Raw genomic sequence first — 26,980 nt, forward strand, 5'->3', positions numbered from 1 at the left:
CGGGTGTCACCACGAGAGGGGCTTCGACACCTCCGCCTTGAGCGGCTCGAGGAGCCGGTTCACCTCGTCGACGCCCTCGGGGCAGCCGAGGTCCGCGATCCCCCGTTCCGGCAACACCTCCAGTGCTTCGCAGGCGCAGTCCTCGAAACGATCGTGGAAGAGCAGCATGGAGTGCCTGGGCCGGTTCCGGCGGGACTGCCAGACCATCCCCATGGCGCCCGGCGCCTGAGCACGGATCTCGCTCGTCCAACGCCGTGCCGTGGGGTAGCTGCTCTCGTCGTCCAAGAGGCTGGCAGTCCGATGGACGGCGGCCAGGTCCTTCTCCTCGATCAGCGAAACCAGGGTCAACTCGCGGGTGGTACGCAGCACGCTCAGTGACCGTCCGGCGACGGCGGCGTAGAGGACTTTCCGCCTCTTGCCGGTCCAGGGCACCGAGCGCAGCACACTCTCCGCGACGGCCGTCAGGGCGCTGTCGGCCACGTACAGACTGCGGTACGGGTCCAGCACCGTGCCCTCGAAGCGGCCACCCCTGAAATGGAGGTCCGCGAGCGTCGGGTTGAACTGGGTCGGCCTGTACTTGGACTTGTGCACCCGCCACAGCTCCGTGCCGGCCGGGATCACCTCGAGGTTGGGGTCCAGTTCGTCCTCGATCATGGGGAAGAACGTGAACACCGGCAGGGAATTCCTCATCACTCCCCCTCCACGAGTGCGGTGGCCGCACAGACGAGTTCGTGGTCGGACAGCCGCCCCAGGAGCGATGCGGGTGCCCCACCGAGCCAGGTGTTGTCATTGAGCCACCACGACGCGGCACCCCGGGGATCGATGTCCGCCAGGAGCAGCCGGTTCACCTTGAGCACCACCTCGTGCGGGTTGCCGTCGCAGTCGGGGAACTGGAACTCCGGGTAGCGGTCGTCGTGCGGTGGGTCCGGCAGTCTGATCAGTTCGGGTGGCGGCGCGCCGCCGCAACGGGCCGTTGCCTCGGCGGTCGAGAGGGCGGGCTCCCGGAGCAACGGGTCGGCGGCCGCACGGTCCACGGGCTCGGGAACCGGGGCCGCGGCCGTCAGCAGATCGATCAGCGCCAGCGCCTCCGACACCGTGGCCGGCCCGGGAGGCGCGGCAACCAGCCGTACGCCGTCCAGTGCGGCCCGTACCGGATGGTCGAACGGCAGCGGGCGCAGTGCCAGTCTGACCCCCTGGAGCGCCCTGCGGACCGCCATGTCCTTCTCCGGTGGCGCGGCGGCGAGGGCGCTGAGCCGCGTGAGCAGCAACGCGTGCTGTTCATCGTCCAGCGCCGCGCGAATCGACTCCCGGTGCTCGCCGATCAGGGCGAGCAGCGACTCCGCGGACGGTCCGCGGCCCTCCTCGTTCATGGTGTCCCTTCTCCTGTGTCTGTCGTGCTCGGGCCCGGGTGCCCCTGGTGGATGAAGGCGGCCCAGAGCGCGGTCCGTTCGAGCCCTTGTCGTTCTTCCGACTCCCGGAGCAGCTCACCTTGGAGCGAGCCCGGGTTCTCACGGTGCGGATCGAGCATCCACATCTGCGCGGCTCTCAGCGCGTCCACGGGGCTCAGCCCGTCGACAGCCAGGTAGTGGTGGAACACCGCCATCAGCAGCGCCGAGCCACTGTCCTTGGCCAGCCACCGCGAGCCCACGACGTCCCGCGCACCGGCGGCGATGAACGCGGTGGTGAGGGTCAGTGCCTCGTCGTGGTCACGCTTGCTCAGATCGGTCTGGCAGGCGCTCAGGACGACCAACGGCCCGTCTGCGGTGTTCTGTTGCTCCTCGCGGTCGAGTAGACGCGTCACGGTCAGGTGGGCCGGAGTGCCGTTCTGGTCGGCCACCAGGTCCAGGGCCGAGACCGTGGGGCGGATGCCGGCCGAACCGTGCGAGACCACGTGGAGCAAGGAGGCGCCGTCGGAGAGGAACCCGAGGACGGCGTCGGGCGTGCCGAGCGGCAGCTCGCCGTCCTCCATATCGTAGAGCGCGCCGCACAGCCGGGCATGCGGATAGAAGGCATCCCGCAGCGCGGTGACCTCCGTATCGGCGTAGTCCAGGCTCATGGTCGGGTCGGCCACAAGGACGGGGGTGGCGGCCGGGTCCCGGGGCGCGCGTCGCACCGCCCGCAGAAACTGACTGCCCGAGGCCGCACAGCTGACGACCGCCACCTGGCAGAGGCGGTCGTGGGCCGCCTCCGCCGGCAGGCGCGCGGCGTGCCACGGGACGATGCCGAGGCGGCCGCACGGGACCAGGACTACGCGCAGGGGCCGATCCTCCCACGCGTCGTCGGCCGCCGACAGGCGCTTCTCGATGCCGCCGAGGACCGGACCGAGCGCCTGGAAGGCCCAGTCGCACAACTCCTCCAGGGCCTCTTCCCAGGCGTGGGAGAGGGAGGCGTCGTTCGGATGGAGGTCCCGTGCCGCCGCCGCGTCGACGTACCGCGCGAGCGGACCGCCCTCGACGTCGGCGAGCTGTGGCAGGGCGCCCCCGCCGAGCCCGGACTCCGGTCCCACCGCGATCACCAGGCCCGGCATCCGTTCGTCGCCGGCCACCAGATAGAGGAGGACGTCCGCACCCGCTTCGGCAAGCCCGTCCGCCAGTTCGGCCGCCGTGGGCGTACCCGCCAGGCCGCCCTCCCGGCGGTAGCCGAGAGTGTCGAGGGCCTGACGGCGCAACGTGCTCGGCAGGAGCCTCGGAACCTCTCCCGCCCCGTCCGTGCCGTCGCCGGCGCCGGCCGCCTCCCGCCAGGCCGCCGCGAGATCCTGGCGCCCGGCGGCCTCCAGACGCTCGGGCACGGCCGACGCGGCGGAGGCCCCCTGGAGAACAAGCGCCCGGCCCAGCTCCAGGGCCGCCACGGCCTCGTGCAGCCTGCCGTACGAGGCCGCCATCCTCGCAGCCTGCACGCCGCGGCTCGCCCCCGTACGGGCGGCCAGCAACCCGTGCTCGGCGCCTGCCTGGAGGAGGACGTCGGAAGCGAGTGCCGACAGCGCCTCCTGGGCGGCTTCCAGACAGCCGAGGTCCGCCTGGTCCGGCCCGTTTTTGGCGAGGATGTTGCGCAGGTGGTACGACTCGGCAAGATGCCACAGCGCGTCGGCGGCGACGCGCGGCGCCTTGCCCTCCCGTACGCCGGCCCGAAGCCGTTCGAGTTCCTCGATCCGGGTGTCGAGCACGGCCGGGTCACGGTCGCGGTCGAAGCGCATGCCCAGGGAGAGCGCCGAGGAGTAGAGGTCCTCCATCGAGGCGTCCGGCGGCGGGGGAACGTGGGCGGGGACGGGGTTCGTCTCTCCGGTGAGGGCATCGTGGAGCAGGCCGAAGTCCTGCGTCCGGACCCGGGCCGGCTCGTCGGCGAACGGCAGGCCGCTGTCCTTGGCTCCGGTCATCGCCCGCTCGACGTGACGTACCGACTGCGCCAGCATCGCCTTGTCCTGGGTCAGGAGGCCCAGCGAGCCGAGTACCGCGCCGAGTGCCCCGTCGACCGCGAACCGGAGCGGGCTACCTTCGGGGGCGGCCTCGCCCAGCGCTTCGGCCTCGGCCCGGAGCTCGCGGAGCGCGGGAATGTCCTCCCTCTCCCTGGCCGCCATCGCCCGGACGCAGATGTCCGTCGTGCGACCCACGACGGCCGGGTCGCCCACACCCGGGGGCAGCGATCCACTGATGCTTTCCAGGTGTCGGATGACCGTGTCCATATGGACCCGGCCGGCCGCGATGTCCTGGTGGGTGCCGCCGACGGTCGGACTGAGGGTGAGCAGCAGCGCCCTGATGCTCTCCATGGCCGCAATCGGATTCAGGCCCTCCGGGAGCGGCAGGTCCTGAGCCGAACGCAACCTGCCGAGATGCGCGTTGAACGCCTGGGGGTCGGCACTCGCCAGGAGACCTTCAAGCCCTTCGGTAGTCGCGTTGACGGCGTCCAGAGCCGTGACCATGTTCCGGAGACCGTCGGGCGTGAGCGTGGGTTGTGGCTGCGGCTGCGGCTGCGGCTGCGACTGCGACTGCGACGTGGGCTCGGGCTCCGGTTTCGGGGCCCGCTCCCACACGTACTCCGAGGATGCGGCGGGGGCGGGAGGCGTCATCGCCCCGACCATCCGCTCCATCATCTGGCGAAACTGATCCGCGAGCGGTGAGCCGGGCGGCACCATCCCCGTCATCAGGTCGGACAGCCCCTGCGCGGAAGGAGCCGCGAAGAGTCCCTGTGCCTGGCGCAGTGAGCCGAGCAGCTCCGGCGGCAGTGGAAGCTGGGCCGCTTCGTTCAACAACGTGCTCATTTCGGCCGCCGTGGACTCCATCCCGGCGGGGCCCACCCGCTGGATCCAGTCGAGAACGCCGGAGAGGTCGAGCACACCTCCGGTGACCCCTTGCTGCGACCGCATCGGAGAGATCTGGATCATCAGGAAGAGCGCCGCCCATCGCCGGTCCTCCTCGGTCACGGCGGCTCCGAGCGGTGTCGTACGGTCCCGGGCCTCCCGCAGTAGCCGTTCGGCCCGTTCCCGGTCCGCGTCCGTGCCGCCCCCTGCCGCCTCCCGCAGGGTCAGCGCACCCGCCTGCCACACGCTCACCGAGCCCCGCAGAGCCTCGTCGTGGTCCAGCAGCCGGGCGAGCTGTTCGAGTTCGGCGACCGAGGCGTCCTGGGCCCGTAATGACGGCAGGCCGTCCCCGTTGCCCGGGAGCTGTCGCTTCACCCGCTCGACCGCGTCCGACACCCAGGCCCGCAGGCCCTCGACGCCACCGCCTTCCTCCCGGCTCACCGTGAACCCACCTCCCCTGACCGCGAGCAGCCCTCAAAGCTCTCGCCGGCCTCAGCAGCCCTCGACAGTTTCTGGATGACTTCCACTATGCCGATCAGTCCCGGGCCTTGCCTCGACTTCCCCCGCATCTCCCCGACAGCGACCGGAGTCCGACCGGGAGACACCCAGATCGGCCCGCATCTCCCTTCGCATCTCCCGCAGTCGGACCCACAGGGCCTCGATCTCCGCGTGTGCCGCTTGCGCTGAGTCACCAGGGCGCTGCAGGCCATCGTCCAGGCGTCGGACCATGCCGTAGACCGCTCCCAGACCATGACTGACGGCGCCGGCGTGGTCGAGCACCCGGTCCGGCAGTCGCATCTGCGCCTCCGCGTACACCTCCCGATGCTGGTCGCGCGCGGCTGTGAGCCGCTGTCGTGCGGAGGGCAGCTCGGCTTCACGGCCCAGGGCGCACAACTGGTCGGTGAGGGCGGCCAGATAGTGCCGGCCGGAGGTGTTGAGCGCCACGTAGCAGGACCACAGGCCTTGGGCCTCGGCGCGCCGGTCCCACACCTCTCCGGCGCGCGCCAGCTCGCGCTGTCGGCTGCGATCGGCCGCCCGCTGGGTCAACAGCGCGGACATCAGCGTGCCGACGATGCCCACGACAGCCGCCAGCAGAGCGCTCAGCACACCGATGTCCACGCTGCGGCCCTCCCCGTTCCCCGAATCCCCCGTTGCCCCGGCACCCAGCGAAGCAGGGGAGGGCGCACCGGGTGAAGGGCGGACCCGGAGATCGCCCTCTGTTCGCCCTGTCTCCGACCATCGGGGCCGGGAACTGCGGGAAGAGGGGCGGCAAGAGGGACGGTGGGCGCTGAATTCCGGTCATACGAACAGGCGTTGCCGACCACCGGGCGCTGTGGAGGCCGCTCTGCGGTCATCATGGGCCGCGGTACGACGCGAAGTTTCACCGTGAAGGACGGGGCGTGGAGACATGGCGGGAGACGCGGAGAGCGGAGGAACCCGGGCGCTTCGGACCTGGGCCACCGAGGCGGCCGAGCGCGGGGCCAGGCTGATCGGGCGAGGAGAGGACGGGCGCCCGGTGTCCGCGGAGGAGTTCGAGGGTCCGGTGGCCGAGCTCTCCCGGCTGCGGGACCTCCTGGACCACGACCGGCAGATGCTCGGCAAGGTCACACTCGTCCTGGGAGGCCTCCTCGCCATGCGGCACGCCACCGGGCAGGGCTCACCGGACGACCCGGAACGGGTCCGGCGTCTGCTGGACGAGGTGCGGGACCGTACGACGGCCGCCGGGGAGCGGATGACGGAGGAGGACAGGCAGTGGGCGGCGATGTTCCTGATGCTCGCGGCGGCGCCCACCGGGGGCCAGCCGACCGGAGGGCCCCAGGACATCTGGCCCGTCCTCGACCGTGCCGTGGCGGCGGCGCCGGGCCAGGCCTTCGCCGAGGCGGCGCGGATCTCGGGACTGGCCGCCGAGATCCAGCGGATGCCGGTGCCTGCGGAACTCCGGGACGGGTTGGGGCAGATACAGGACGTTCTGTCCCACCTGTCGGAGAGCGGCCGCTCCGACCCCGGGGCGCTGCTGGCCATGCTGCCTCCCGACCTGCCGTTCGGTGATCAGCTGCGGTCTCTGGCCGGCCTGCTGACGTCCGTACCCGACTCCCCCGCCCCGCCGGGCCCGGAGCAGAGCCCCGACCCCGGGCCGGAGGACGAACCCGGCACCGCCGTCGCGAGCGCGTGGCTGACCTCTCTGCTCGGCGTACAGGAGGCCCTGCACACCGGTGACCCCGAGACCCTCGACCAGCTTCTCCAGCGCCTCCGCGGACTTCACGACAGCTTGTCGGCAGGGCATGACCGGCGACCCGAGATCCAGAACATGATGCACGTGGTGCTCCAGTTGGCGGGGCCGCTCGGAGGCAGCCGGACGGACAGCGACGAGGCCCATCGGCACAGGGAGTCGATCGTCGAGCACTTCACGCAGTGGGCGGCCGACGATCCCGGAGCCGCCCAGCTGACCGTCGCGGTCCGCGCCGCCGACCTGCTCAACAGACTGCTGGCGGAGGAGGAGACGGAGAACGAGGAGGAGTACCTGCGGCTGATGGGCGAATTCGACGCACTCGAACGTTCCACGCCCCCCGGCCATCCCTCCCACCAGCTCGTGCAGCTGGCCCACGGCAGCGCGCTCAGCTCGCTCGGCCAGCGCACCGGCGACACGGAGACTTCCCTGCGCGGTCTGGCACAGCAGGAGGCGGCCCTCGCGGCCGGGGTCGCGGCGGACACCGGGGTTCCCGGGACACTGCTCGCGGCGGTCCGCGCGGCGTTCCAGGCCTCGCGGGCGACGCTCGGCCAGACCCCGGACCTGATGCCCGACCCCGTGCAGCCGGACCCGGGCACCTCGGCGAGCACCCGCTATCTGGTCGCCCTCACGGCGGGTCTCCGGTACTCCACCACCCAGGACCCCGCCGATCTGGACGCCGCCATCACCGGACTGGAACAGGTCCGCGGTGATGTCCGGCAGGGCCGGTTGCCGCAGATCGCCGCCCCCGCCCTGTGGCAGCTCGCGGTGAACTACCGTCTCCGCCTGAGCCGTACCGGGGACCGGGCCGACCGGGACGCCGCCACGGAGGCGGCCCTGGAATCGCTCCAGGCGCTCGCCGCCGACGTGGCACTCCAATCGGGCCCGGACCACGGCCTTCTGGCGGCCCGCTCCGGCGCCGACCGCGGGGTGGACGCCGCCAGATGGGCGGCCTCGCAGGGCCGCGTCGAGGAGGCGGTGGCCGCGCTGGAACTGGGCCGGTCCCTGGTCCTCCAGGCGGCGGCCACCTCACGGGCCGTGCCCGACCTGCTGGAGCGCCGCGGCCATCACGACCTCGCGGAGGAATGGCGCGCGGCGGAGGCCGGAGCCCGAAGTGCCGGCTCCGGAGCCGGCAACGCCGCGGTGCCCGACCCGCTCTCCAGCGAACTGCCCAGTTCACTGCGGCGCCACGCCCTGGAGGCCCTGGGCCACCGGGAGCCGGGCGGGGTCCTCTTCCGCACACCCACGGTCGACGAGCTCAAGGCCGGGGTGGCCGAGGCCGACGCCGACGCGCTCGTCTACCTGCTCCCCGGCGACGGCGATGCGCCGGGGCTCGCTGTCGTCGTAGGACCTGACGTCGGTACGGGAGCGGGGCCGTTGCCCCTCCTGTCCGGTGACGGGAGCGGCCCTCTGGAGCGGTACCTCGACGCGGCAGCCTCGTACCAGTCGCAGCCCGGCGTCCCCGGAGCCGCGCAGGCGTGGGAGGAGGCGTTGTCCCAGCTCTGCGACTGGGCGATGGAGGCGGTGATCGCCCCTGTCATGAGTGGCATCGCGCAGCGGCTCACCGCCGCCGAGGACCGGCGCAGGGGCCGCCCCGGGCCGCCCAGGATCGTACTGGTGCCCTGCGGCCGCCTCGGGATCGTTCCCTGGCACGCGGCCCGGCTTCCGGCGGCGGCACCGCACGATTACGCCTGCCAGATCATGGTCATCAGCTACGCGGCCTCCGGCCGTCAGTTCCTGAACACGGTCCGGCGCACCCGGCGTGACCCTGCCGCCTCTCCCGTCCTGGTGGCCGACCCCACCATGACCCTGCCGTATGTGGAGTTGGAGGTGGCGGGGCTTCAGCAGGCCCTGTATCCCGAGGCGCGTCTGTACGGGGAGTTCTACGAACCGCCCGTAGAGCCGGCGGCGGCCGGATCTCCCGAGGATCTCCTCGACGCCCTGGCCGCCGGCCCGTCCCTGCTCCATGTGGCGTGCCACGGTTCGGCCGGCACCAGCCCGACCGCGTCCGCGCTGCACCTGGCGCCCGGGGCGGATGGGCACCGGGACGACGGACTGCTGACCGTCGCGCGGCTGCTCGACCGTCCGACGGGTGAACAGCACTCCTCCGCCGACGGGCCGTTGGTCGTGCTCAGCGCCTGCGAGACGGACCTCACCAAGCGCGACCACGACGAGGCGCTCACCCTCACGACGGCCTTCGTGGCGAGCGGTGCGCGGGACGTGGTGGGATCCCGTTGGGCCACCCAGGACTCGGCCGCGGCGCTCATGATGGCCGTGTTCCACCACTACGTGGCGATCGGGGATCTGAGCCCCGTCGACGCGCTTCGGGCCGCGCAGATGTGGATGCTCGACCCGGGCCGCGAGAATCCGGGGTCGCTCAGCGCCGACCTGGTCGACGAACTGGCCGGCGGCCCGGACCTGCACCGCCCGGCGGCCTGGGCCGCATTCATCCACCAGGGCCATCCGGGACCGTCCACCGCCACGGGGCACAGGTGCCGCTGACACTTTCTCTTGACCGCGGACACCTGGGGAACGGTGTGCCCGTTCACCAGGGCGTGTTTCGGAAGTCCCGCCTGCTCGGCGACGCCTGGCAGGCCGGGACTTCCGAAACACGCCTTGGGTGCCCGCCGGCCCGGGCATCGCTCGACCAAGGTCACGGTGGACCGGTACGGCCCCCTCGCACAGGCCGGCCACGAACGATGCCGCCAAGTGGTCGAGGTGACCGTCGGCCCCTAAGCGCTCACGCCAGGCCCAGCGACCGCAGCGCGCGGCGCTGACCCGCTGTGGGCCTGGCGGGCCAGTAGAGGTAGCAGACCCCACCCGTACCGCTTCTGACCTTCCCGTTCGCGTCGTAGCGCTTGGTGCGGAGCCAGATTTGCTCCCACTCGCGCCGCAGATAGACACGGCGCACGGCCTCGTTGCTCGGCGACGCCGGGTCGTTGGCGATCACGTCGCCGTCCTCGGTGAAGCCGATCACCGTCATCAGGTGGCCGGAGGTGCCGTAGCCCGCACCGGTCAGCTCCGTCTTGAGGAACGACTGCGACGTTATGGCCGGGATTCCGGCCCGGACCAGGGTCTCCAGGTCCTCCAGCGAGCCGAGCCGGGTCACCACGGCGTTCATGTCCTCGTACGTCGCCGCGTAGGCGGCGTTGAACGGCCAGTTCCCGCAGCCCTCGTACTGGTTGTCGTAGGTGAAGCGCGCCGCGTGGCAGACCTGCGGGTCCTCCAGTTCCGGCTTGACCCAGGCGAGGTCCTCCGCAGAGGGCTTGCGCCCCCAGTACTCGATGATCATCTGCGAGGAGGTGGGGCTGCACCACGCCTCGCCCCCGTTGTCGTACTCGGGGTACTGCCCCACGTGCACGTTCTGCGAGTAGCGCGGCACCGGCAGTTCCCGGGCGAGGCCGGGGACGGAGGCCGGCACGGTGAAGCGGTCGGGGATGTCCGACGCCATCGCGCCGATGCGCCACACCGTGGGTGTGAGAGGGGTACCCGGCCTGCGGTAGAGGGTCAGCCGCAGCCGGTACGACAGCAGGCGCAGGCCACCGGTCGCGTCGTCCACCGAGAAGGTGTCGGTCCAGATCGAGCTCTTTCCGTCGGTCTGGTCGTCGACGGAGGTGCGGCGGATGTCACCGTCGCCCGCGGCCCAGCGGCCCATGACGTACCAGGGGGTCTCCGTGCCGTCCGAGTAGCCGCCGCGCAGTTCGATCTGGATCCAGGTGCCGGCGGGCGTGTCGGCGTTCCAGGACGCGATCACCTCGGTGGCCGGGACGGTGGAGCGGTGGACCGGCGATGTCCAGGTGGCGTACTCCCACGCCGCGGTGGTGCCGGTGTGCGGGTCGGTGTAGTCGGTACGCCCGAGCGGGTGCCCGATGACCAGGCCCGCGCGGCGGCCCGCGACGGCACGGGTTCCGGCACCGGAGCCGCAGCGCCAGTCGGTGTACGTCGTCCAGAAACGGTTGTCCACGGATGAGGCCGCCGAAGGTGCGTCGGGCCGGGTACGGGAAGGAGCCGCCGCCGACGCGGAAGCGGCGGACGACGCCGCTCCGGCGCCGGCCGCGGCCGCGATCGCGGCGGTGAGCACGGTTCTGCGTGAGGTCGGACTGGGCATGGGCGAGACCCCCGGTCGTAAGCGGAATGGCGCTGCGGGTGCACGACAGTGCGCCAACTATTGCCGGTCGTCCCCCGGTTCGGCCAGCGATTCGGCTCGTGCCGAAGAACCAATATTGGTGTGGACCACTGGCGTGACCTGCGACTGCTCCGCACCGGCCACCGGCTCGTAGGCTGGCGCCATGAACGACCTCTCGCGCCTCGCCGCACGGCTGCGCACCTTGGCACCGTCCTGCGGGCCGGTCCGGCTGATCGCCGTCGACGGCCACGCGGGATCCGGCAAGAGCACCTTCGCCGCCCGGCTCGCGGCGGCGCTCGACGACGCCCCCGTGCTGCATCTGGACGATCTGGCCACGCACGAAGAACTGTTCGACTGGACCGGCAGGCTGCGGGATCAGGTGACCGGCCCGCTGTCGCGCGGCGAGGCCGCCCGCTACGCGCCGTACGACTGGACGGCCCGCGACTTCGGACCGCCGCGCACCCTGCACCCCGCCCCCCTGGTGCTGATCGAGGGCGTCGGCGCGGGCCGGCGGGTCCTGCGCCCCGCCCTCGCCCATCTGTTGTGGATGGACCTGCCGGCCGCGGAGTCCTGGGAGCGGGGCCGGCGACGGGACGGGCCGGCCCTGAGCACCTTCTGGGACGGCTGGACGGCGGCAGAAGCGGCTCATTTCTCGGCCGATCCCTCACGCCCCTGGGCCGATGTCCTGGTACGCCAGTTGCCTGTGGGGTACGAGTGGCTGGAGTGAGTCCCTCCGGCAGCAGGAATGAACCATTCCGTCACCCACCGTGATCACCTCGCACCGCCATACTGAGCAGTCGGAAATCGGACCGGAAGTGCCTCAACTCTGCTTGACCCGGGGGCGGTACAGGTCTTACGTTCTCAATGTGCGGCTTTTCGGAGCCCCCGCAGACGCGAAGCCCCCGGTTGTTCCCCCGTGATCGGGGGCTTCGTTCTGTGCCCCTTACCGACTTCCGGCCCCGCCCCACCCCGTTCCGCTCACCGTGGGTCACGGCCGGTCTTCGGCCTGCGGCGCCCTTAGTCGCACACTCCCTGCGCAGGTACGATGCCTCTCGGTGCGGTCAATTCCCGTCCATGGCACAGTGATTCGGCGCGCCCCGGCGGGCTGTCGTGCGGCGGGACATCCTGGGGGCACGGTTTGTGGGGGACCTGATGGACATCGGCACGCAGGGCGCACAGGCCCCGGCCGACCTCGCGTGGCTGCGCGGCGTGGACGCCTACACGATGGGCGCCTATCCGCAGGCCGAGGAGGAGTTCAGGGCTGCGGTGCGCCTCGATCCCACCATGGCGGACGCCTGGCTCGGCCTCCATGCGCTGCGGGTCGACACGACGTCGGCCCTGCTGCACATGTACCGCCATCGCGACCGCTTCGGCGATCAGCGCGGGCGCTACCGACGCACGCTCAATTCCTGGTACTGGCTGGGATGGTGGGTGCAACCGGTGCTGGAGAGCCCGCGCGACCTGCTGCTCGCGCACGCCTCGCACTGGCTGGACGGCCGCCATGTGCCGGATCTCGACCGGGCGCTGGCGGGCCTGCCGCCGGTGGACGCCGATCCGCAGGTCCGCTTCCTGCACGCCTGCCGTTCCTACCTCGTCAAGGACTGGGAGCAGCTCGTACGCCATACGGAGCACCTGATCGACGATCCGCTGCTGGGCATCGAAGCAGGGCTCTTCGGCGGGATGGCGCGGGTGCGGCTGGAGATGTACGGGCAGGCCGAACCCCTGCTGTCCACCGCGCTGATGCGCTGCCGCAGCGAACAGCCCCAGCGCAAGGAGTTGCGCTACTGGCTGGCCCGCGCGCACGAGGGCACAGGCCGCAGCGCAGCCGCGCTGCCCCTATACCGGGCGGTCCACCGGATCGACCCGGCGTTCATGGACACCTCGGCGCGGCTGGCCGCGATCGCGGACTACGACGGGCTGGACGGCTCCGAGGAGGCCTCCGGCCTGGCCGCCGTCTCGCTGACCGGCCTGGGCGCCGACGGCACGTTCACGGAGGCGCAGCCGGACGGCGATTCGCTGCTGGGCACCGATCTGGTGGACGGCAGGGAGCTGCGGCCGGGCATCGAGCCGCAGGACCTGCCGGGCATCGACGTTTCACCGCCACCGGGCGGGGCCCGGCAGAAGACCGCGGTCCCCGGTCAGCCCGCGCCGCAGTCGTTCCCAGCCGGGCCGAGCGACCCCGTGCTGCTCGCCGAGGCGCTGGCGGAGCTGGAGCGTATGGTCGGCCTGGAACCGGTGAAGCGGCAGGTCAAGGCGTTGTCGGCACAGCTGAACATGGCAAGGCTGCGGGCGGGCCAGGGGCTGCCCGTACAGCCGCCGAAGCGGCATTTCGTCTTCTCGGGTCCGTCCGGGACCGGCAAGACCACGGTGGCGCGGATCCTCGGTCGGGTCTTCTACGCCCTGGGCCTGCTCGGCGGGGACCATCTGGTCGAGGCCCAGCGGGCGGACCTGGTGGGCGAGTTCCTGGGCCAGACGGCGGTGAAGGCCAATGAGCTGATCGACTCGGCACTGGGCGGCGTGCTCTTCGTCGACGAGGCGTACAGCCTCTCCAACACCGGTTACAGCAAGGGCGACGCGTACGGCGACGAGGCGCTGCAGGTCCTTCTCAAGCGCGCGGAGGACAACCGGGACCATCTCGTCGTCATCCTGGCCGGCTACCCGGAGGGCATGGACCGGCTGTTGTCCACCAACCCCGGGCTCTCCTCGCGCTTCACCACACGGGTGGACTTCCCCAGCTACCGGCCGCTGGAGCTCACCTCCATCGGTGAGGTGCTGGCGGCCGAGAACGGGGACGCCTGGGACGAGGAGTCGCTGGAGGAGCTGCGGTCCATCAGCGGCCACGTCGTCGACCAGGGCTGGCTCGACGAACTCGGCAACGGCCGCTTCCTGCGCACGCTGTACGAGAAGAGCTGCGCCTACCGCGATCTGCGGCTCTCGGGGTACGCCACGCTGCCGACGCGGGACGATCTGGCAACGCTGCGGCTGCCGGACCTGATGCAGGCCTACGGCGAGGTGCTGTCCGGACGGGGGCCGGTGGGCCGGGGCCGGCAGGAGCCGCCCGAGGTGTGAGGCGGTTCCTGCCGGCCCGGTCCGGTGGAGAGGCGCCGGGGCCTGCCGTCACACTGCCGTCGGAGCCCGAAGGGCGGACGTGCGACAACAGGCCCGGCGCCCTTCCCGGCAAGCTCTGCCGGGAAGGCCCCAAGGGCTGTCCCGCAATTCCTGGCGGGACAGCCCTTAGCCGACCAGGGCGGACAGTTCGTCCGAGCCGGTCTGCCGCTCCCCGGTGCGGCGCGGCTCGGAGACCCGGTGGGCCGGGTCCCGTACCTCTCCGACCAGCATTTCCAGTACGTCCTCCATGGCGACCAGGCCGAGTACCCGGCCCGACGCGTCGGCGACCTGGGCCAGATGCGTCGCCGCGCGGCGCATCACGGTCAGGGCGTCGTCCAGCGGCAGTTCGGCCCGCACGGTCGCCATCGGGCGCCACACGTGCTGCGGGACGGCCCGCTCGTCGTCCTCCAGGTCCAGGACGTCCTTGACGTGCAGGTAGCCCATGAAGGGGCCGCCGCCCTCCGCGCAGACGGGGAAGCGCGAGTAGCCGGTCCGTACGGTGAGCTCCTCGATCCGGCGCGGGGTGACGGAAGGGTCCACCGTCACCAGGGTCGCCCTGCGAAGGAGCACGTCGGTGACGGGCCTGCTGCCGAGCTCCAGGGCGTCCTCCAGCCGTTCCTGGGCCTCCGGCTCCAGGAGTCCGGCCTGCCCGGAGTCCTCGACGAGCCGGTTGAGCTGCTCGCTGGTGAAGACGGCCTCCACCTCGTCCTTCGGCTCGACACCGAAGAGCCGGAGTACCAGCCGGGCGCAGGCGCCCAGTGCCGAGGTGACCGGCCGGCAGAGCCGGGCGAAGCCGACGAGGCCGGGGCTGAGCCACAGCGAGGTCTTCTCCGGGGCCGCCATCGCCAGGTTCTTCGGAACCATCTCGCCGATGACGAGGTGGAGGAAGACGACGAGGACCAGCGCCAGCACGAAGCCGAGCGGGTGGATCATGCCCTCGGGCAGGTGTGCCGCGTGGAAGACCGGCTCCAGCAGACGGGCGACCGTCGGTTCCGCGACGGCGCCGAGGGTCAGCGAGCAGACGGTGATGCCGAACTGGGCGGCCGCCATCATCTGCGGCAGGTTCTCCAGGCCGTACAGCACCTGGCGGGCCCGGCTCGACCCGGCTGCCGCAAGGGGTTCGATCTGGCTGCGGCGCACCGAGACGAGGGCGAACTCCGCCCCCACGAAGAAGCCGTTCGCCAGGACGAGAAGTCCGGCGAGGAGCAACTGGACGAGGCTCATCGCGCTGCCTCCAGGACCCGGCGGGACGCCCGCGGCGCGACGGCCGGTGCGGGTGATTCGGCCAGGCGCACGAAACGGACCTTCTCGGCCCGGTAGTGGCCCACCTGACGGACGGCGATCCGCCAGCCGGGCAGCTCGGTCCGGTCGCCGGGGGCGGGGATCCGGCCCAGCAGGTCGGCGACCAGTCCGGCGACGGTCTCGTAGGGGCCGTCGGGTACGTCGAGGCCTATGCGGCGCAGGGTCAGCACCCGGCAGCTGCCTTCGGCGTCCCACGCGGGCCGCCCGTCCTCGGGGGCGGCGGCGGCCAGCTCGGGGCGGTCGGCGCCTTCGGCGTCGTGCTCGTCGCGCACCTCGCCGACGAGCTCCTCGATGATGTCCTCCAGCGTGACGACTCCGGCGGTACCGCCGTACTCGTCGACCACGACAGCGATCGGCTGCTCGTTGCGCAGCCGCTGGAGGAGCTGCTCGACGGGCAGGGTCTCGGGCACCAGCAGCGGCGGCACGGCGATCCGGCCGGCCGGGGTGCGCAGGCGGTCACGGGCGGGGACGGCCAGCGCGTCCTTGAGGTGGATCATGCCGACGACCTCGTCGATGCGCTCCCGGTAGACGGGAAAGCGGGACAGCCCGGTGGCGCGGGTGAGGTTGAGGACGTCCTGCGCGGTCGCGGAGGACTGGAGGGCACTGACCTTCACGCGCGGGGTCATCACGTGCTGGGCGGTGAGTCCGGCGAGCGACAGGGTCCGTACGAAGAGGTCCGCGGTGTCCTGTTCGAGGGTGCCGGCCTCCGCCGAGTGCCGCGCGAGGGAGACCAGCTCCCCGGGCGTACGGGCGGATGCCAGCTCCTCGGTCGGTTCGACCCCGAAGAGCCGTACCAGCCGGTTGGCGACGGTGTTCAGCAGGCCGATCACCGGGCGGAAGACCCGAGTGAACCCCAGCTGGGGCCCGGCGACGAACCGCGCGACCTGGAGCGGCCTGGAGACCGCCCAGTTCTTCGGGACGAGTTCGCCGATGACCATCTGCACGGCGGCCGCGACCAGCATGCCGATGACCACGCTGATGCCGGGAACGGCACCGTCGGGCAGACCGGTGAGAGCGAGGGGGCCGTGCAGCAGCTGGGCGAGCGCCGGCTCGGCGAGCATGCCGACCACCAGTGAGGTGATCGTGATGCCGAGCTGGGTGCCGGAGAGCTGGAAGGAGAGTTCGCGCAGGGCGTCGACGACGGTCTGGGACCGCCGGTCGCCTTCGGTGGCGGCGCGCTCGGCGTCCGCCCGTTCCACGGTGACGAGCCCGAATTCGGCTGCCACGAAGAATCCGTTGGCGAGGATGAGAAGGAATGCCGCACCGAGAAGCAGCAGGGGGGTGGTCATACCGCCGCCTCCGCTGAGGGGGCGGCGCAGGTACTACCGGACGATCCGTCCATTGCTGGAGGGAGTCACTCCTTGGGTCGCAGGAAAGCCCCGCGGGCCTCGGGGGCCTCTGGTGCGGGGCGGGGCGCACAGGGCGCCGCCGCCCTCCAGAGTAATCAACGAGAGGCCGTACGGGGCAGGGGGCTCAGCGGTTGTCCGTGCCGGTGCCGTGGTTCTCGGCGAGGGCGCGGAGCGTTCGGGCGTCGCGGATGGCCTGCTCCTTGGCGATTCCGGGCTGGATGCCGAGAGCGGGCATGCTGGTCCCGTCGCTGAGGTCGAGGAAGACCCACGGGTCGCCGGCGCGCAGGTTGACGCGGACGATCTCCGCCCAGGACAGCCGCCGGGTACGGGTGAGATTGACCACGGTCACGCCGCTGTCGTCCGCCACGATCCTGGGGCGGCTGAGCAGCGCCAGGACGCCGAAGAAGAGCAGCGCGGTGAAGACGAAGCTGACCCGCTCTCCCCCGCTGAGCTGTTCCAGGGTGAAGGCGACGGCGGTGATGACGGCGAACATCGCCGCCCCGACGCTCAGCAGGACGACCCTGGTCCGGGTGGGCCGGAAGGTGACCGGCAGGGCGGGGAGTGCGGGGGCTGGCATGGTCTTCTTCCGTGTCCCGCCGTCAGAGGCGGCAGGCGTGGATGGCCGTGGTGAGGATGGCGCGGGCACCGAGGTCGTACAGGTCGTCCATGATCCGCTGGGCCTCCTTGGAGGCGACCATCGACCGGACGGCGACCCAGCCCTCGTGGTGCAGCGGGGAGATGGTCGGCGACTCCAGGCCCGGGGTGAGGGCCACGGCGCGCTCCAGGTGCTCGACGCGGCAGTCGTAGTCCATCATCACGTAGCTGCGGGCCACCAGGACGCCCTGGAGACGGCGCAGGAACTGCTGGACCTTGGGATCGTCGGCGTCGGCGCCGGTGCGGCGGATGACGACCGCTTCCGACTTCATGATCGGCTCGCCGATGACTTCGAGTCCGGCGTTGCGCATGCTGGTGCCGGTCTCGACGACGTCGGCGATGATCTGGGCGACGCCGAGTTCGATGGCGGTCTCGACGGCGCCGTCGAGGTGGACGACGGAGGCGTTGACCCCGGTGTCGGCCAGGTGCTTGGCGACGATGCCCTCGTAGGAGGTGGCGATCGTCATGCCGTCGAAGTCCTGGGGCCCGGCGGCGGTGCCGGGCTTGGTGGCGTAGCGGAAGGTGGAGCGGGCGAAGCCGAGCTGGAGGATCTCCTCGGCATCGGCGCCGGAGTCCAGCAGCAGGTCGCGGCCCGTGATGCCGATGTCGAGGCGGCCCGAGCTGACGTAGATCGCGATGTCGCGCGGGCGCAGGTAGAAGAACTCGACCTGGTTCTCGGGGTCGACGAGGACGAGTTCCTTGGACTCCTTGCGCTGCTTGTAGCCCGCCTCATGGAGCATCGCCATCGCAGGCCCGGAGATAGCACCCTTGTTGGGGACGGCGATGCGCAGCATGAGGTCGGGTTTCCTTTGCGAAAGAGGTCGGGAACGTCGGGCGGATGCGGAGGTCGTGCTCAGAGGTGGGCGTAGACGTCGTCGAGGGAGATTCCGCGCGCGACCATCATCACCTGGACGTGGTACAGCAGTTGCGAGATCTCCTCGGCGGCCGCGTCCTTGCTCTCGTGCTCGGCGGCCATCCAGACTTCGGCGGCCTCCTCGACGACCTTCTTGCCGATGGCATGCACGCCCTTGTCCACCAGTTCGGCGGTACGGGAGGTGGAGGGGTCGCCGTTGGCGGCCTTGAGCTGCAGCTCGGCGAAGAGCTCTTCGAAGGTTTTGTTCGCCATGATGTCCTTAAGAATACGGGGTCCCGGACCCGCACTCAGCGCCAGGGTTCGCTGACCGAGCGCAGTGTGGTGGCGGTGGCCACGGCGGCGGTGACCGCTTCGTGCCCCTTGTCCTCGTTGGACCCTTCCAGGCCGGCCCGGTCGAGTGCCTGCTCCTCCGTGTCGCACGTGAGGACACCGAAGCCGACGGGGACGCCGGTGTCCACGGCGACCTGGGTGAGGCCGAGGGTGACACCGTGGGACACGTATTCGAAGTGCGGGGTGCCGCCGCGGATGATCACGCCGAGGGCGACGATCGCGTCGTAACCGCGGCCGGCCAGCACCTTCGCGACGACCGGGAGCTCGAAGCTGCCGGGGACCCGCAGCAGGGTCGGTTCGTCGATGCCCAGCTCGTGCAGCGCGCGCAGTGCACCGTCGACGAGTCCGTCCATGACCTTCTCGTGCCACTGCGCCGCGACGACGGCGACGCGCAGGTCACCGCAGTTGCGTACGGACAGTTCGGGTGCGCCCTTGCCGCTCATGTCTCTCCTACTTCGCTCTCGGATATGTGCTGGTGTGCTACTGGTTGCCGCAGGTCGACGCGGTGGCGGCGTCGAGCCAGGGCAGGTCGTGACCCATGCGGTCGCGCTTGGTGCGCAGGTAGCGCAGGTTGTGCTCGCCCGCCTGGACGGGCATCGGCTCCCGGCCGGTGACGGTCAGGCCGTGCCGCAGGACGGCGGCGGTCTTCTCCGGGTTGTTCGTCATGAGGCGCAGGCTGTGGACGCCGAGGTCCTTGAGGATCTGGGCGCCGGCCGCGTAGTCCCGGGCGTCGGCGGGCAGGCCGAGCTCCAGATTGGCGTCGAGGGTGTCGACGCCGCGCTCCTGGAGTTCGTACGCGCGCAGCTTGGACAGCAGTCCGATGCCGCGGCCCTCGTGGCCGCGCAGATAGACGACGATGCCGCGGCCCTCCTCCGTGATGCGCCGCATCGATGCCTGCAGCTGGGGACCGCAGTCGCAGCGCTGGGACCGGAAGATGTCGCCGGTCAGGCACTCGGAGTGGACCCGGACGAGGACGTCCTCGCCGGTCCCGATGTCGCCGTGGACCAGGGCCACGTGCTCGACGCCGTCCACGGTGGAGCGGTAGCCGTACGCGGTGAACGCGCCGAAGTCGGTCGGCAGCCGCACCTCGGCCTCGCGGCGGACGGTGGGCTCGGAGGTCCGCCGGTAGGCGATCAGGTCCTCGATGGAGATGATCGTCAGTCCGTGCTTGCGGGCGAACGGGACCAGCTGGGGCAGGCGCAGCATGACGCCGTCCTCCCCGGCGATCTCGACGATGGCCCCGGCGGGCCGCAGGCCGGCCAGCCGGGCGAGGTCGACGGCGGCCTCGGTGTGGCCGTTGCGCACGAGGACCCCGCCGGAGCGGGCGCGCAGCGGGAAGATGTGGCCGGGGCGCACGAAGTCGCCCGGTTCTGCCGTGCCGCCGGCGAGCAGCCGGAGGGTGGCGGCCCGGTCGGCGGCGGAGATGCCGGTGCTCACGCCGTGTGCGGCCGAGGCGTCCACGGAGACGGTGAAGGCGGTCTTCATCGACTCGGTGTTGTGCGCGACCATCTGCGGCAGTTCGAGCCGTTCCAGTTCGTCGTTCTCCATGGGCGCGCAGATGAGTCCGCGGCACTCGCTCATCATGAAGGCGACGATCTCGGGCGTGGCCTTCTCGGCCGCGATGACGAGGTCGCCCTCGTTCTCCCGGTCCTCGTCGTCGACGACCACGACGGGCCGGCCGGCGGCGATGTCACGGATGGCCTGCGCGACGGGGTCGAGGGAGAGGTCCTCGACGGGTGCGTCGTGTTCCCGGTGCAACCAGGTGGGCTGGGCAGTCATGCCGTGGCTCCTTCCAGAGCGGGTGTCCGCGTACGCAGCCACCAGTCGCGCATGCCCCACAGGACGAGGGCCCCGTAGACGACGTAGATGAGACCGGAGAAGGCGAGCCCGCTGTGGAAGTTGAGCGGGACGCCGACCAGGTCGACGAGGAGCCAGGCGAACCAGAACTCGACCATGCCGCGCGCCTGGGCGAGCATCGCCACGAGCGTGCCGGCGAATATGTACGCGTCCGCCCACGGGCTCCACGAGAGCGAGGGGAACGCGGTGAACAGGCCGCCGACCGCGAGGGTGCCGAGGGCGGCGCCGCCGAGCAGGTAGCCGCGCTCGCGCCAGGTGGCGAACCGTACGGCGATGGAGCCGTCCTGGGCCTGCTGCCGGCCCCGGGTCCACTGCTGCCAGCCCCACACCGCGACGGCGATGACGATGACCTGCTTGCCGACGCTGCCGGCCTGGTGGACGGAGACGTTGGCGGCGACCAGCACGACGCCGGACAGGAGCTGGGCGGGCCAGGTCCAGATCGAGCGGAGCCAGCCCAGGGTCAGGGCGATCAGACCGATCGTGTTGCCGATCATGTCCGACCAGATGATGTGCTGGTCGAAGACGGTGAACGCCTCCGAGTTCAGCCAGTGCAGGGCGCTCACTTCGCCGTCCCCCCGGGCTCCTGCGCGGAGTTGCCGAGCAGCCGCTCGACGTACTTCGCGATGACGTCCACCTCGAGGTTGACCGGGTCGCCGGGCTCCTTGATGCCGAGCGTGGTCAGGGCGAGCGTGGTGGGGATGAGGCTGATGGTGAAGTAGTCGGGTCCGGCGTCCACGACGGTCAGGCTGACACCGTCGACGGTGATCGACCCCTTCTCCACCACGTACCGGGTGAGGTCGGCGGGGAGGGAGATCTTCACGATCTCCCAGTTCTCGGAGACCCTGCGCTCGACGATGCGGCCCGTCCCGTCGACGTGGCCCTGGACGATGTGCCCGCCGAGCCGGCCGCCGAGCGCCATGGGGCGCTCCAGGTTGACCCGGGAGCCCGTGGCCAGTGCGCCGAGGCTGGAGCGGTTCAGCGTCTCGGCCATCACATCGGCGGTGAACTCGTGCTCGCCGAGGTCCACGACGGTCAGGCAGACACCGTTGACGGCGATCGAGTCACCGTGCTTGGCGCCCTCCGTGACGACGGGACCGCGCAGGCGGAATCGGGAGGCGTCGTCGAGCTTCTCGACGGCGGTGACCTCACCCAGTTCTTCGACAATTCCGGTGAACACTCAGATTTCCTTCCGGGCGGGGCCGGGGACGGCGGTGATGCGCAGATCGGGGCCGATGTGTTCGGTCTCGGTCACATCGAGGCGCAACGCCTCGGCGATGGTGGAGATTCCGGCGTCGGCGAGGGCCGCGGGGCCGGCGCCGAGGAGCACGGGGGCGAGATAGCCGACGACCCTGTCGACCAGTCCCGCCGCGACGAAGGCCCCGGCCAGGGTCGGGCCGCCTTCGAGGAGTACGGAGCGGACGCCGCGCCCGTGAAGGGCGGCGAGCAGTGCGGGAAGGTCCAGCCCGGGGCCGTCCGCCGCGCGGGGCAGCCGCAGGACGGACTCGGCGGGGAGATGGCGCGCGTCGGCGTCGTCGGCTACCGCGATCACGGTGGGTGCGGTGGGATCGAGGACCCGGGCACCGGGACGTACGGCGGTGGCGGCGGTGTCGACGACCACCCGCAGGGGCTGGACGGCACCGTCGATGCCCCGCACCCCGAGCTGGGGGTCGTCGGTGCGGGCGGTGCCGGACCCGACCACGACCGCGTCCGCCTCGGCGCGCAGGCGATGGACGTCGGCGCGGGACTCCGCGGAGGTGATCCAGCGGCTGGTCGCGTCGGCGGCCGCGATCCGGCCGTCCAGGGTCGCCGCGTACTTCCAGGTGACGTGCGGGCGGCCCAGGCGCACCGAGGTCAGCCAGGCGGCGTTGACCGCTTCGGCCTCCTCGGCGAGCAGGCCCTGCTCGGCCCTGATCCCGGCGGCGCGCAGGGTGTCCGCACCACCGGTGGCCTGCGGGTTCGGGTCGCCGACCGCGTACACGACACGGGCGATCCCGGCCTCGACGAGCGCCTGGGCACAGGGGCCGGTGCGGCCGGTGTGGTTACAGGGTTCGAGGGTGACGTAGGCGGTGCCGCCGCGGGCCTTCTCGCCGGCCGCGCGCAGGGCGTGGACCTCGGCGTGCGGCCCGCCGGCGCGCTGGTGGAAGCCCTCACCGACGGGGTGTCCCGTCGCGTCGAGGACGACGCATCCGACGACCGGATTGGGGCTGGTGGAGCCGAGGCCGCGGGCGGCGAGCGTGACGGCTCGGCGCATGGCGGTGGTGTCGGCTGCGGTGTCCACCGGGTCCTCCTGCCTCTTCGGGCACGGACTCCGGGGCCTGTCGATGACGACAGATGAAGCGGTACGTCGCACAGGAGGACGCCGAATGCCCGAAAAACGGATGGATCGGTTGCCCGAAACCCATCCGCCGACGGCGGCGTACCCGCGAAACGGCCCGCCGCGCACTGCCTCCCATCCGGACTTTAACCGTCGGTCCAGGAATCCCACCTGGTCAACCGGCCGCTGGATGCGGACGGGTCGCGGACTATAACCGCCGGTTCGGAATTGCACCGACCCCGGAGTGCGCTGCTGCTGGTACACGATCAGTGTGCCACGAGTGGCCGTGACCCATACGGGCGAACGCTGTGGAGTGGCTCACAGACAGGGCGTGACAAGGGCTCTTTTCGGACACTCGCACCCTATTGGTCCAGACCTATTGACGCACTGGTCTAGTCCTCTTAATCTCTGCGTCACCTCCGAGGAGCGGTTCCGGGTGTGCGCACACCCGGGAACCAACACGACCCACCCCCTTGTCAGTTGTGTTCTGCCGACCTCCCCAGGAGGAACCGAACGTGCTGTCCCCCACTCGCGCGAGAGCCACCTTGCTCGCAGCCGGCGCCAGTGTCGCCGCCCTGCTGATCGGCTCGCTCGCCGCAACCCCCTCACAAGCCGCCGACCAGGAGTCCTGCCGCCCCGACGGGCTCTACGAGACTCCGGGCGTGGCCGTCCCGTACTGCTCCGTATACGACTCCGAGGGTCGCGAGAAGATGGGCGCCGACCACCCGCGGCGGGTCATCGGCTACTTCACCAATTGGCGGACCGGTAAGGACGGCAAGCCCGCCTACCTCGCCTCCGACATCCCGTGGGACAAGGTCACCCACCTCAACTACGCGTTCGCCCACGTCGACGGCGCCCACAAGATCTCGGTCGGCGGCGACGGGCCCGCCAACGCCTCGACCGGTATGACGTGGCCGGGAGTCACCGGTGCCGAAATGGACCCGAACCTCCCCTACAAGGGCCATTTCAACCTGCTCAACAAGTTCAAGAAGCAGTACCCGAACGTGAAGACGATGGTGTCGGTGGGCGGCTGGGCCGAGACCGGCGGCTACTTCGACGACAGCGGCAAGCGGGTCGATTCCGGCGGCTTCTACTCGATGGCGACCAACGCCGACGGCTCGGTCAACCAGACCGGGATCAACACCTTCGCCGACTCGACGGTCGACTTCATCAAGAAGTACGGCTTCAACGGCGTCGACATCGACTACGAGTACCCGACCACGATGAAGGACGCCGGCAACCCGCTGGACTGGACCCTGTCCAACGCCCGCCGGGCCGGTCTCGTCAAGGGCTACGCCGCGCTGATGAAGACGCTGCGCGAGAAGCTCGACCGCGCGTCCGCCGCCGACGGCAAGCACTACCTGCTCAGCGTCGCCGCCCCCTCGTCCGGCTATCTGCTGCGCGGCATGGAGACCTTCCAGGTCCAGAAGTACCTGGACTACGTCAACATCATGTCGTACGACCTGCACGGCGCCTGGAACGAGTACGTCGGCCCGAACGCCGCCCTGTTCGACGACGGCAAGGACGCCGAACTCGCCCAGGCGAGCGTCTACTCCACCTCGCAGTACGGCGGGACCGGCTACCTCAACACCGACTGGGCCTACCACTACTTCCGCGGTTCGATGCCGTCCGGGCGCATCAACATCGGGCTGCCGTACTACACCCGCGGCTTCAAGAACGTGCAGGGCGGCACCAACGGTCTGTGGGGCAGGGCGGCCTCCACCGACTGCCCGGCCGGCGCGGGGCTGACCAAGTGCGGGGACGGTGCCGTCGGCATCGACAACCTCTGGCACGACCAGGACACCGCGGGCAAGGAGGCACCGGCCGGCTCCAACCCGATGTGGCACGCGAAGAACCTGGAGAAGGGCGTCGTCGGCGACTACGTCACGGACTACGGATTCCCCGCGGACACGAAACTGACCGGCACCTACGCCCGCAACTACGACTCGACGCTCGTCGCGCCGTGGCTGTGGAACGCCGAGAAGAAGGTCTTCCTCTCCACCGAGGACGAGCAGTCGGTGAAGGCCAAGGCGGACTACGTGGCCGACAAGGGCATCGGCGGCACGATGATCTGGGAACTCGCGGGCGACTTCGACTGGAACGCCGCGAAGGGCCAGTACGAGCCCGGCTCCACCCTCACCTCGACGATGTACGACACCTTCAAGTCGGCGGCGCCGTACGGGGCGAAGCGCTCCACCATCGACCTGCCCACGCAGGCTCTGGACATCGACGTGTCCTTCGACCAGTTCCCGCTGGGCGACTCCAACTACCCGATCAGCCCCAAGCTGAAGATCACCAACAACACGAAGGCGACGCTGCCCGGCGGTACGGAGTTCCAGTTCGACTACGCGACGTCGGCACCCGCCAACGCCAAGGACCAGTCCGGGTTCGGCACCACGATCGTGCGCAGCGACCACACCGCCGCGAACAACATCGGCGGGCTGAAGGGCGACTACAACCGCGTCTCGCTGAAGCTGCCCTCCTGGCAGACGCTGGCGCCCGGCGCGTCGGTGCAGGTGGACTTCGTCTACTACCTGCCGACGTCCACGCCGTCGAACTGGACGGTGACCTTCGGCGGGAAGTCCTACGCACTCGCCGCCGATCTGGCGCGCGGTACGACCGTCGTCGAGCCGGGCGGCAGCACGCCGTCGCCGGACCCGACCGGCACGACCGGGCCGAGCCCGGACCCGACCGGGGGCGCGTGCGCCGCGGCGGCCTGGAGCGCTTCGGCCGAGTACGGCGCGGGGGCGACGGTGAGCCACGGTTCGCACCAGTGGAAGGCCAAGTGGTGGACGAAGGGTGAGACGCCCGGATCCACCGGCGAGTGGGGGGTGTGGCAGGACCTCGGCGCCTGCTGACGTCTTCCGGGGCGGGGGTTCCGTCCTCAATCGCCGGACAGGCTTGTGTGCGGCCCCGCCGCGGGGTGCGCCCCTGTCCGGTGGGTGGGGGTGGGGTCCCTCCGGGGAGACTCCTCAAAAATGGCGTGTGCACCCGACAACGGACAAGTACCCGGGTCGTACGCCATTTTCTGCGGGGACTCCCCTGCACGCCCCCACCCGGCCGCCGTGCGTCTGCACACCGACGATACGACTGCCGCAGACGCAGGACGGCCGGTCCGGGGCCGTGCAGGGGAGTCCCCGCAGGACGACGAACAAATACCGGGGTCCGCTGCGTGGGACTGGAAACGTTCGTCGTTTGAGGAGACGCCCCGGAGGGGCACCGGACCCCACGTGCCGGGCAACGGCGCACCGGGGCGGGGCAAGCCGCACAACTCAAGCCCGTCCGGCGATTGAGGACAAAAGCCCTCACCCCACCGGGGTGAACAACGCGTCCTGCGCCGCCTCACGGGCGCAAAGCACCGCGCCCCGCAGGACCGCGGTGCCGCCCAGCAGGCCGGCCCTGACCTCGGTGCGCAGCGGGGACAGCTTGGCCAGCCGTTCCTCGACCCGGGCGGCCAGCGCGTCGCCGCCCGCATGGCCGACCTCGCCCGAGAGCAGGACGCAGCCCGGGTCGAGGACCGAGGCGACGGCGGCGACCCCGAGGGCAAGCCGGTCGGCGAGGGTGTCCAGGAAGGTCTCGCTGTCGCCCTCCCCCGCCAGGGCCGCGCGCACGGCGACCGCTCCGCCGGGCTCCTGGCCTCCCCCCGGTGCGGTGATGCCGTGGGCCGTGGCCAGTTCGACGAGCGGCGCCGAGCCCACCAGGGAGTGGAAGCCTCCGTCGCAGTTGACCGCGGACGGGGTCCCTATCGTGCCGGGTACCGGCAGGAAGCCGATCTCGCCCGCACCGCCCGAGGCGCCTCGGCGCAGCTTCCCGTCCAGCATGACGGCCGCGCCCACACCGTGGCCCAGCCAGAGCAGGACGAACGTGTCGCGGTCCCGGGCCGCTCCGACCCGGTGTTCGGCGACGGCGGCGAGATTGGTCTCGTTCTCGACGAGAACGGTCGCCGGCAGACGCTGCTGGAGCGCCCGCACCAGTCTGCGGTGCCAGGCGGGCAACCCCGTGGTGTCCCGCAATTCCCCGGTGACCGGGTCGATGAGCCCCGGGGCGCCGATGCCGACGCTGTGCAGGGGCGCCGTTCCGGCTGCGCGCGCCGTGCGTTCCAGGAGGGCGACGGCCTGTTCGACGGCGTCGGCGACGGCGGTGTCGCTGCCGATGGGCAGGGTCGCTTCGGCGAGGGTCGCACCCAGCAGGTCGGCGACGACGACGGCGACGCTGTCCGTGCGTACGTCGAGGCCTGCGAGATGGGCGCGGTCGGCGACGATGCCGTAGAGCCGGGCGTTGGGGCCACGGCGCTCGGCCCCGGTCTCGCCGACCACCTTGATGAGTCCCGCGCCCTGCAACCGTTCGACCAGGTCGGCGACGGTGGGCCGGGACAGCCCGGTCAGAGTCTTCAACTGGGTGGCCGTCAGCGGGCCGTCCTGCTGGAGGAGGCGCAGGGCGAGCCGGTCGTTGATGGCCCGGGCGGTGCTCGGTGATGCGGGCATGCCGGGATCCTTCCAGATCAATGCCGCGGGCGGGACCGGGCGGTCTATTTATCAGGCAGGG

At 71.3% G+C, this 26,980-nt stretch carries 19 protein-coding genes, 1 pseudogene and 1 riboswitch; of the genes and pseudogenes, 4 read left to right on the forward strand and 16 right to left on the reverse strand.

The annotated features are described in order from the left end of the window. Window positions 1–6: 6 nt before the first annotated feature. The 4 genes from OG446_RS04610 to OG446_RS04625 are packed head-to-tail and all read right to left on the reverse strand — an operon-like array spanning window position 7 to window position 5,413. Window positions 7–690: an RES family NAD+ phosphorylase gene (locus OG446_RS04610; RefSeq protein ID WP_328892827.1), complete on the reverse strand. Its 684-nt coding sequence runs from the start codon at window positions 688–690 to the stop codon at window positions 7–9. After that, window positions 690–1,370: a hypothetical protein gene (locus OG446_RS04615; RefSeq protein WP_328892828.1), complete on the reverse strand. Its 681-nt coding sequence runs from the start codon at window positions 1,368–1,370 to the stop codon at window positions 690–692. The genes OG446_RS04610 and OG446_RS04615 overlap by 1 nt, the downstream gene beginning before the upstream one ends. Further along, window positions 1,367–4,735, reverse strand: coding sequence for a CHAT domain-containing protein (locus OG446_RS04620; RefSeq protein WP_328892829.1), 3,369 nt, complete (start codon window positions 4,733–4,735; stop codon window positions 1,367–1,369). Before OG446_RS04620 ends, OG446_RS04615 begins: the two co-directional genes overlap by 4 nt. Window positions 4,736–4,786: 51 nt before the next feature. Next, complete coding sequence (locus tag OG446_RS04625; protein ID WP_328892830.1) at window positions 4,787–5,413, reverse strand: hypothetical protein; 627 nt, start codon at window positions 5,411–5,413, stop codon at window positions 4,787–4,789. 289 nt (window positions 5,414–5,702) lie between these two features. On the opposite strand from OG446_RS04625, the gene OG446_RS04630 reads away from it, so the two are divergent. Further along, a complete protein-coding gene (locus OG446_RS04630) occupies window positions 5,703–9,023 on the forward strand; it encodes a CHAT domain-containing protein (RefSeq protein WP_328892831.1) in 3,321 nt (1,106 codons plus the stop codon). Between the two features lie 238 nt (window positions 9,024–9,261). Here the strand turns inward: OG446_RS04630 and OG446_RS04635 are convergent, their stop codons facing one another. Further along, window positions 9,262–10,629, reverse strand: coding sequence for a peptidase C39 family protein (locus OG446_RS04635; RefSeq protein ID WP_328892832.1), 1,368 nt, complete (start codon window positions 10,627–10,629; stop codon window positions 9,262–9,264). 181 nt (window positions 10,630–10,810) lie between these two features. Between OG446_RS04635 and OG446_RS04640 the strand changes: the two are divergent. Both OG446_RS04640 and OG446_RS04645 read left to right on the forward strand, forming a co-directional pair. Then, window positions 10,811–11,371 (forward strand): annotated as a pseudogene (locus OG446_RS04640) (uridine kinase family protein); the annotation flags it as partial. A 428-nt stretch (window positions 11,372–11,799) separates the two neighbouring features. Continuing rightward, complete coding sequence (locus OG446_RS04645) at window positions 11,800–13,716, forward strand: AAA family ATPase (protein ID WP_328892833.1); 1,917 nt, start codon at window positions 11,800–11,802, stop codon at window positions 13,714–13,716. A gap of 165 nt (window positions 13,717–13,881) precedes the next feature. On the opposite strand, the gene OG446_RS04650 is transcribed toward OG446_RS04645, so the two are convergent. From OG446_RS04650 to ribD, 10 genes are all read right to left on the reverse strand, one after another. Further along, complete coding sequence (locus OG446_RS04650) at window positions 13,882–14,979, reverse strand: hemolysin family protein (RefSeq protein WP_328892834.1); 1,098 nt, start codon at window positions 14,977–14,979, stop codon at window positions 13,882–13,884. Beyond that, window positions 14,976–16,346, reverse strand: coding sequence for a hemolysin family protein (locus OG446_RS04655; protein ID WP_328892835.1), 1,371 nt, complete (start codon window positions 16,344–16,346; stop codon window positions 14,976–14,978). The genes OG446_RS04650 and OG446_RS04655 overlap by 4 nt, the downstream gene beginning before the upstream one ends. 184 nt (window positions 16,347–16,530) lie before the next feature. Next, window positions 16,531–16,983, reverse strand: coding sequence for a PH domain-containing protein (locus OG446_RS04660; protein WP_328892836.1), 453 nt, complete (start codon window positions 16,981–16,983; stop codon window positions 16,531–16,533). A gap of 22 nt (window positions 16,984–17,005) precedes the next feature. After that, window positions 17,006–17,854, reverse strand: coding sequence for an ATP phosphoribosyltransferase (gene hisG / locus OG446_RS04665; protein ID WP_148016351.1), 849 nt, complete (start codon window positions 17,852–17,854; stop codon window positions 17,006–17,008). Window positions 17,855–17,913: 59 nt separating this feature from the next. Next, on the reverse strand, window positions 17,914–18,186 hold the full coding sequence (locus tag OG446_RS04670) for a phosphoribosyl-ATP diphosphatase (RefSeq protein ID WP_018524273.1): 273 nt from the start codon (window positions 18,184–18,186) through the stop codon (window positions 17,914–17,916). A 35-nt stretch (window positions 18,187–18,221) separates the two neighbouring features. After that, window positions 18,222–18,707 carry a 6,7-dimethyl-8-ribityllumazine synthase gene (gene ribH, locus OG446_RS04675; RefSeq protein WP_328892837.1) on the reverse strand — a complete coding sequence of 162 codons (486 nt, stop codon included), beginning with the start codon at window positions 18,705–18,707 and terminating at the stop codon, window positions 18,222–18,224. A gap of 37 nt (window positions 18,708–18,744) precedes the next feature. Further along, entirely contained in the window at window positions 18,745–20,043 is a 1,299-nt protein-coding gene (locus tag OG446_RS04680) for a bifunctional 3,4-dihydroxy-2-butanone-4-phosphate synthase/GTP cyclohydrolase II (RefSeq protein WP_328892838.1), read from the reverse strand. After that, complete coding sequence (locus tag OG446_RS04685; protein ID WP_328892839.1) at window positions 20,040–20,684, reverse strand: nicotinamide mononucleotide transporter family protein; 645 nt, start codon at window positions 20,682–20,684, stop codon at window positions 20,040–20,042. Before OG446_RS04685 ends, OG446_RS04680 begins: the two co-directional genes overlap by 4 nt. Next, a complete protein-coding gene (locus OG446_RS04690) occupies window positions 20,681–21,298 on the reverse strand; it encodes a riboflavin synthase (RefSeq protein ID WP_328892840.1) in 618 nt (205 codons plus the stop codon). The genes OG446_RS04685 and OG446_RS04690 overlap by 4 nt, the downstream gene beginning before the upstream one ends. Next, entirely contained in the window at window positions 21,299–22,399 is a 1,101-nt protein-coding gene (gene ribD / locus OG446_RS04695; protein WP_328892841.1) for a bifunctional diaminohydroxyphosphoribosylaminopyrimidine deaminase/5-amino-6-(5-phosphoribosylamino)uracil reductase RibD, read from the reverse strand. It lies immediately after the preceding gene. Between the two features lie 157 nt (window positions 22,400–22,556). Continuing rightward, a riboswitch (FMN riboswitch) is annotated at window positions 22,557–22,687 on the reverse strand. Window positions 22,688–22,950: 263 nt separating this feature from the next. Here ribD and OG446_RS04700 point away from each other — a divergent pair. Next, on the forward strand, window positions 22,951–25,293 hold the full coding sequence (locus OG446_RS04700; protein WP_328892842.1) for a chitinase C-terminal domain-containing protein: 2,343 nt from the start codon (window positions 22,951–22,953) through the stop codon (window positions 25,291–25,293). 447 nt (window positions 25,294–25,740) lie between these two features. On the opposite strand, the gene OG446_RS04705 is transcribed toward OG446_RS04700, so the two are convergent. Then, entirely contained in the window at window positions 25,741–26,919 is a 1,179-nt protein-coding gene (locus OG446_RS04705; protein ID WP_328892843.1) for an ROK family transcriptional regulator, read from the reverse strand. Between the last annotated feature and the right edge of the window lie 61 nt (window positions 26,920–26,980).

It is taken from the genome of Streptomyces sp. NBC_00236, from assembly GCF_036195045.1.
In the GTDB taxonomy this organism is placed as follows: Bacteria; Actinomycetota; Actinomycetes; order Streptomycetales; family Streptomycetaceae; genus Streptomyces.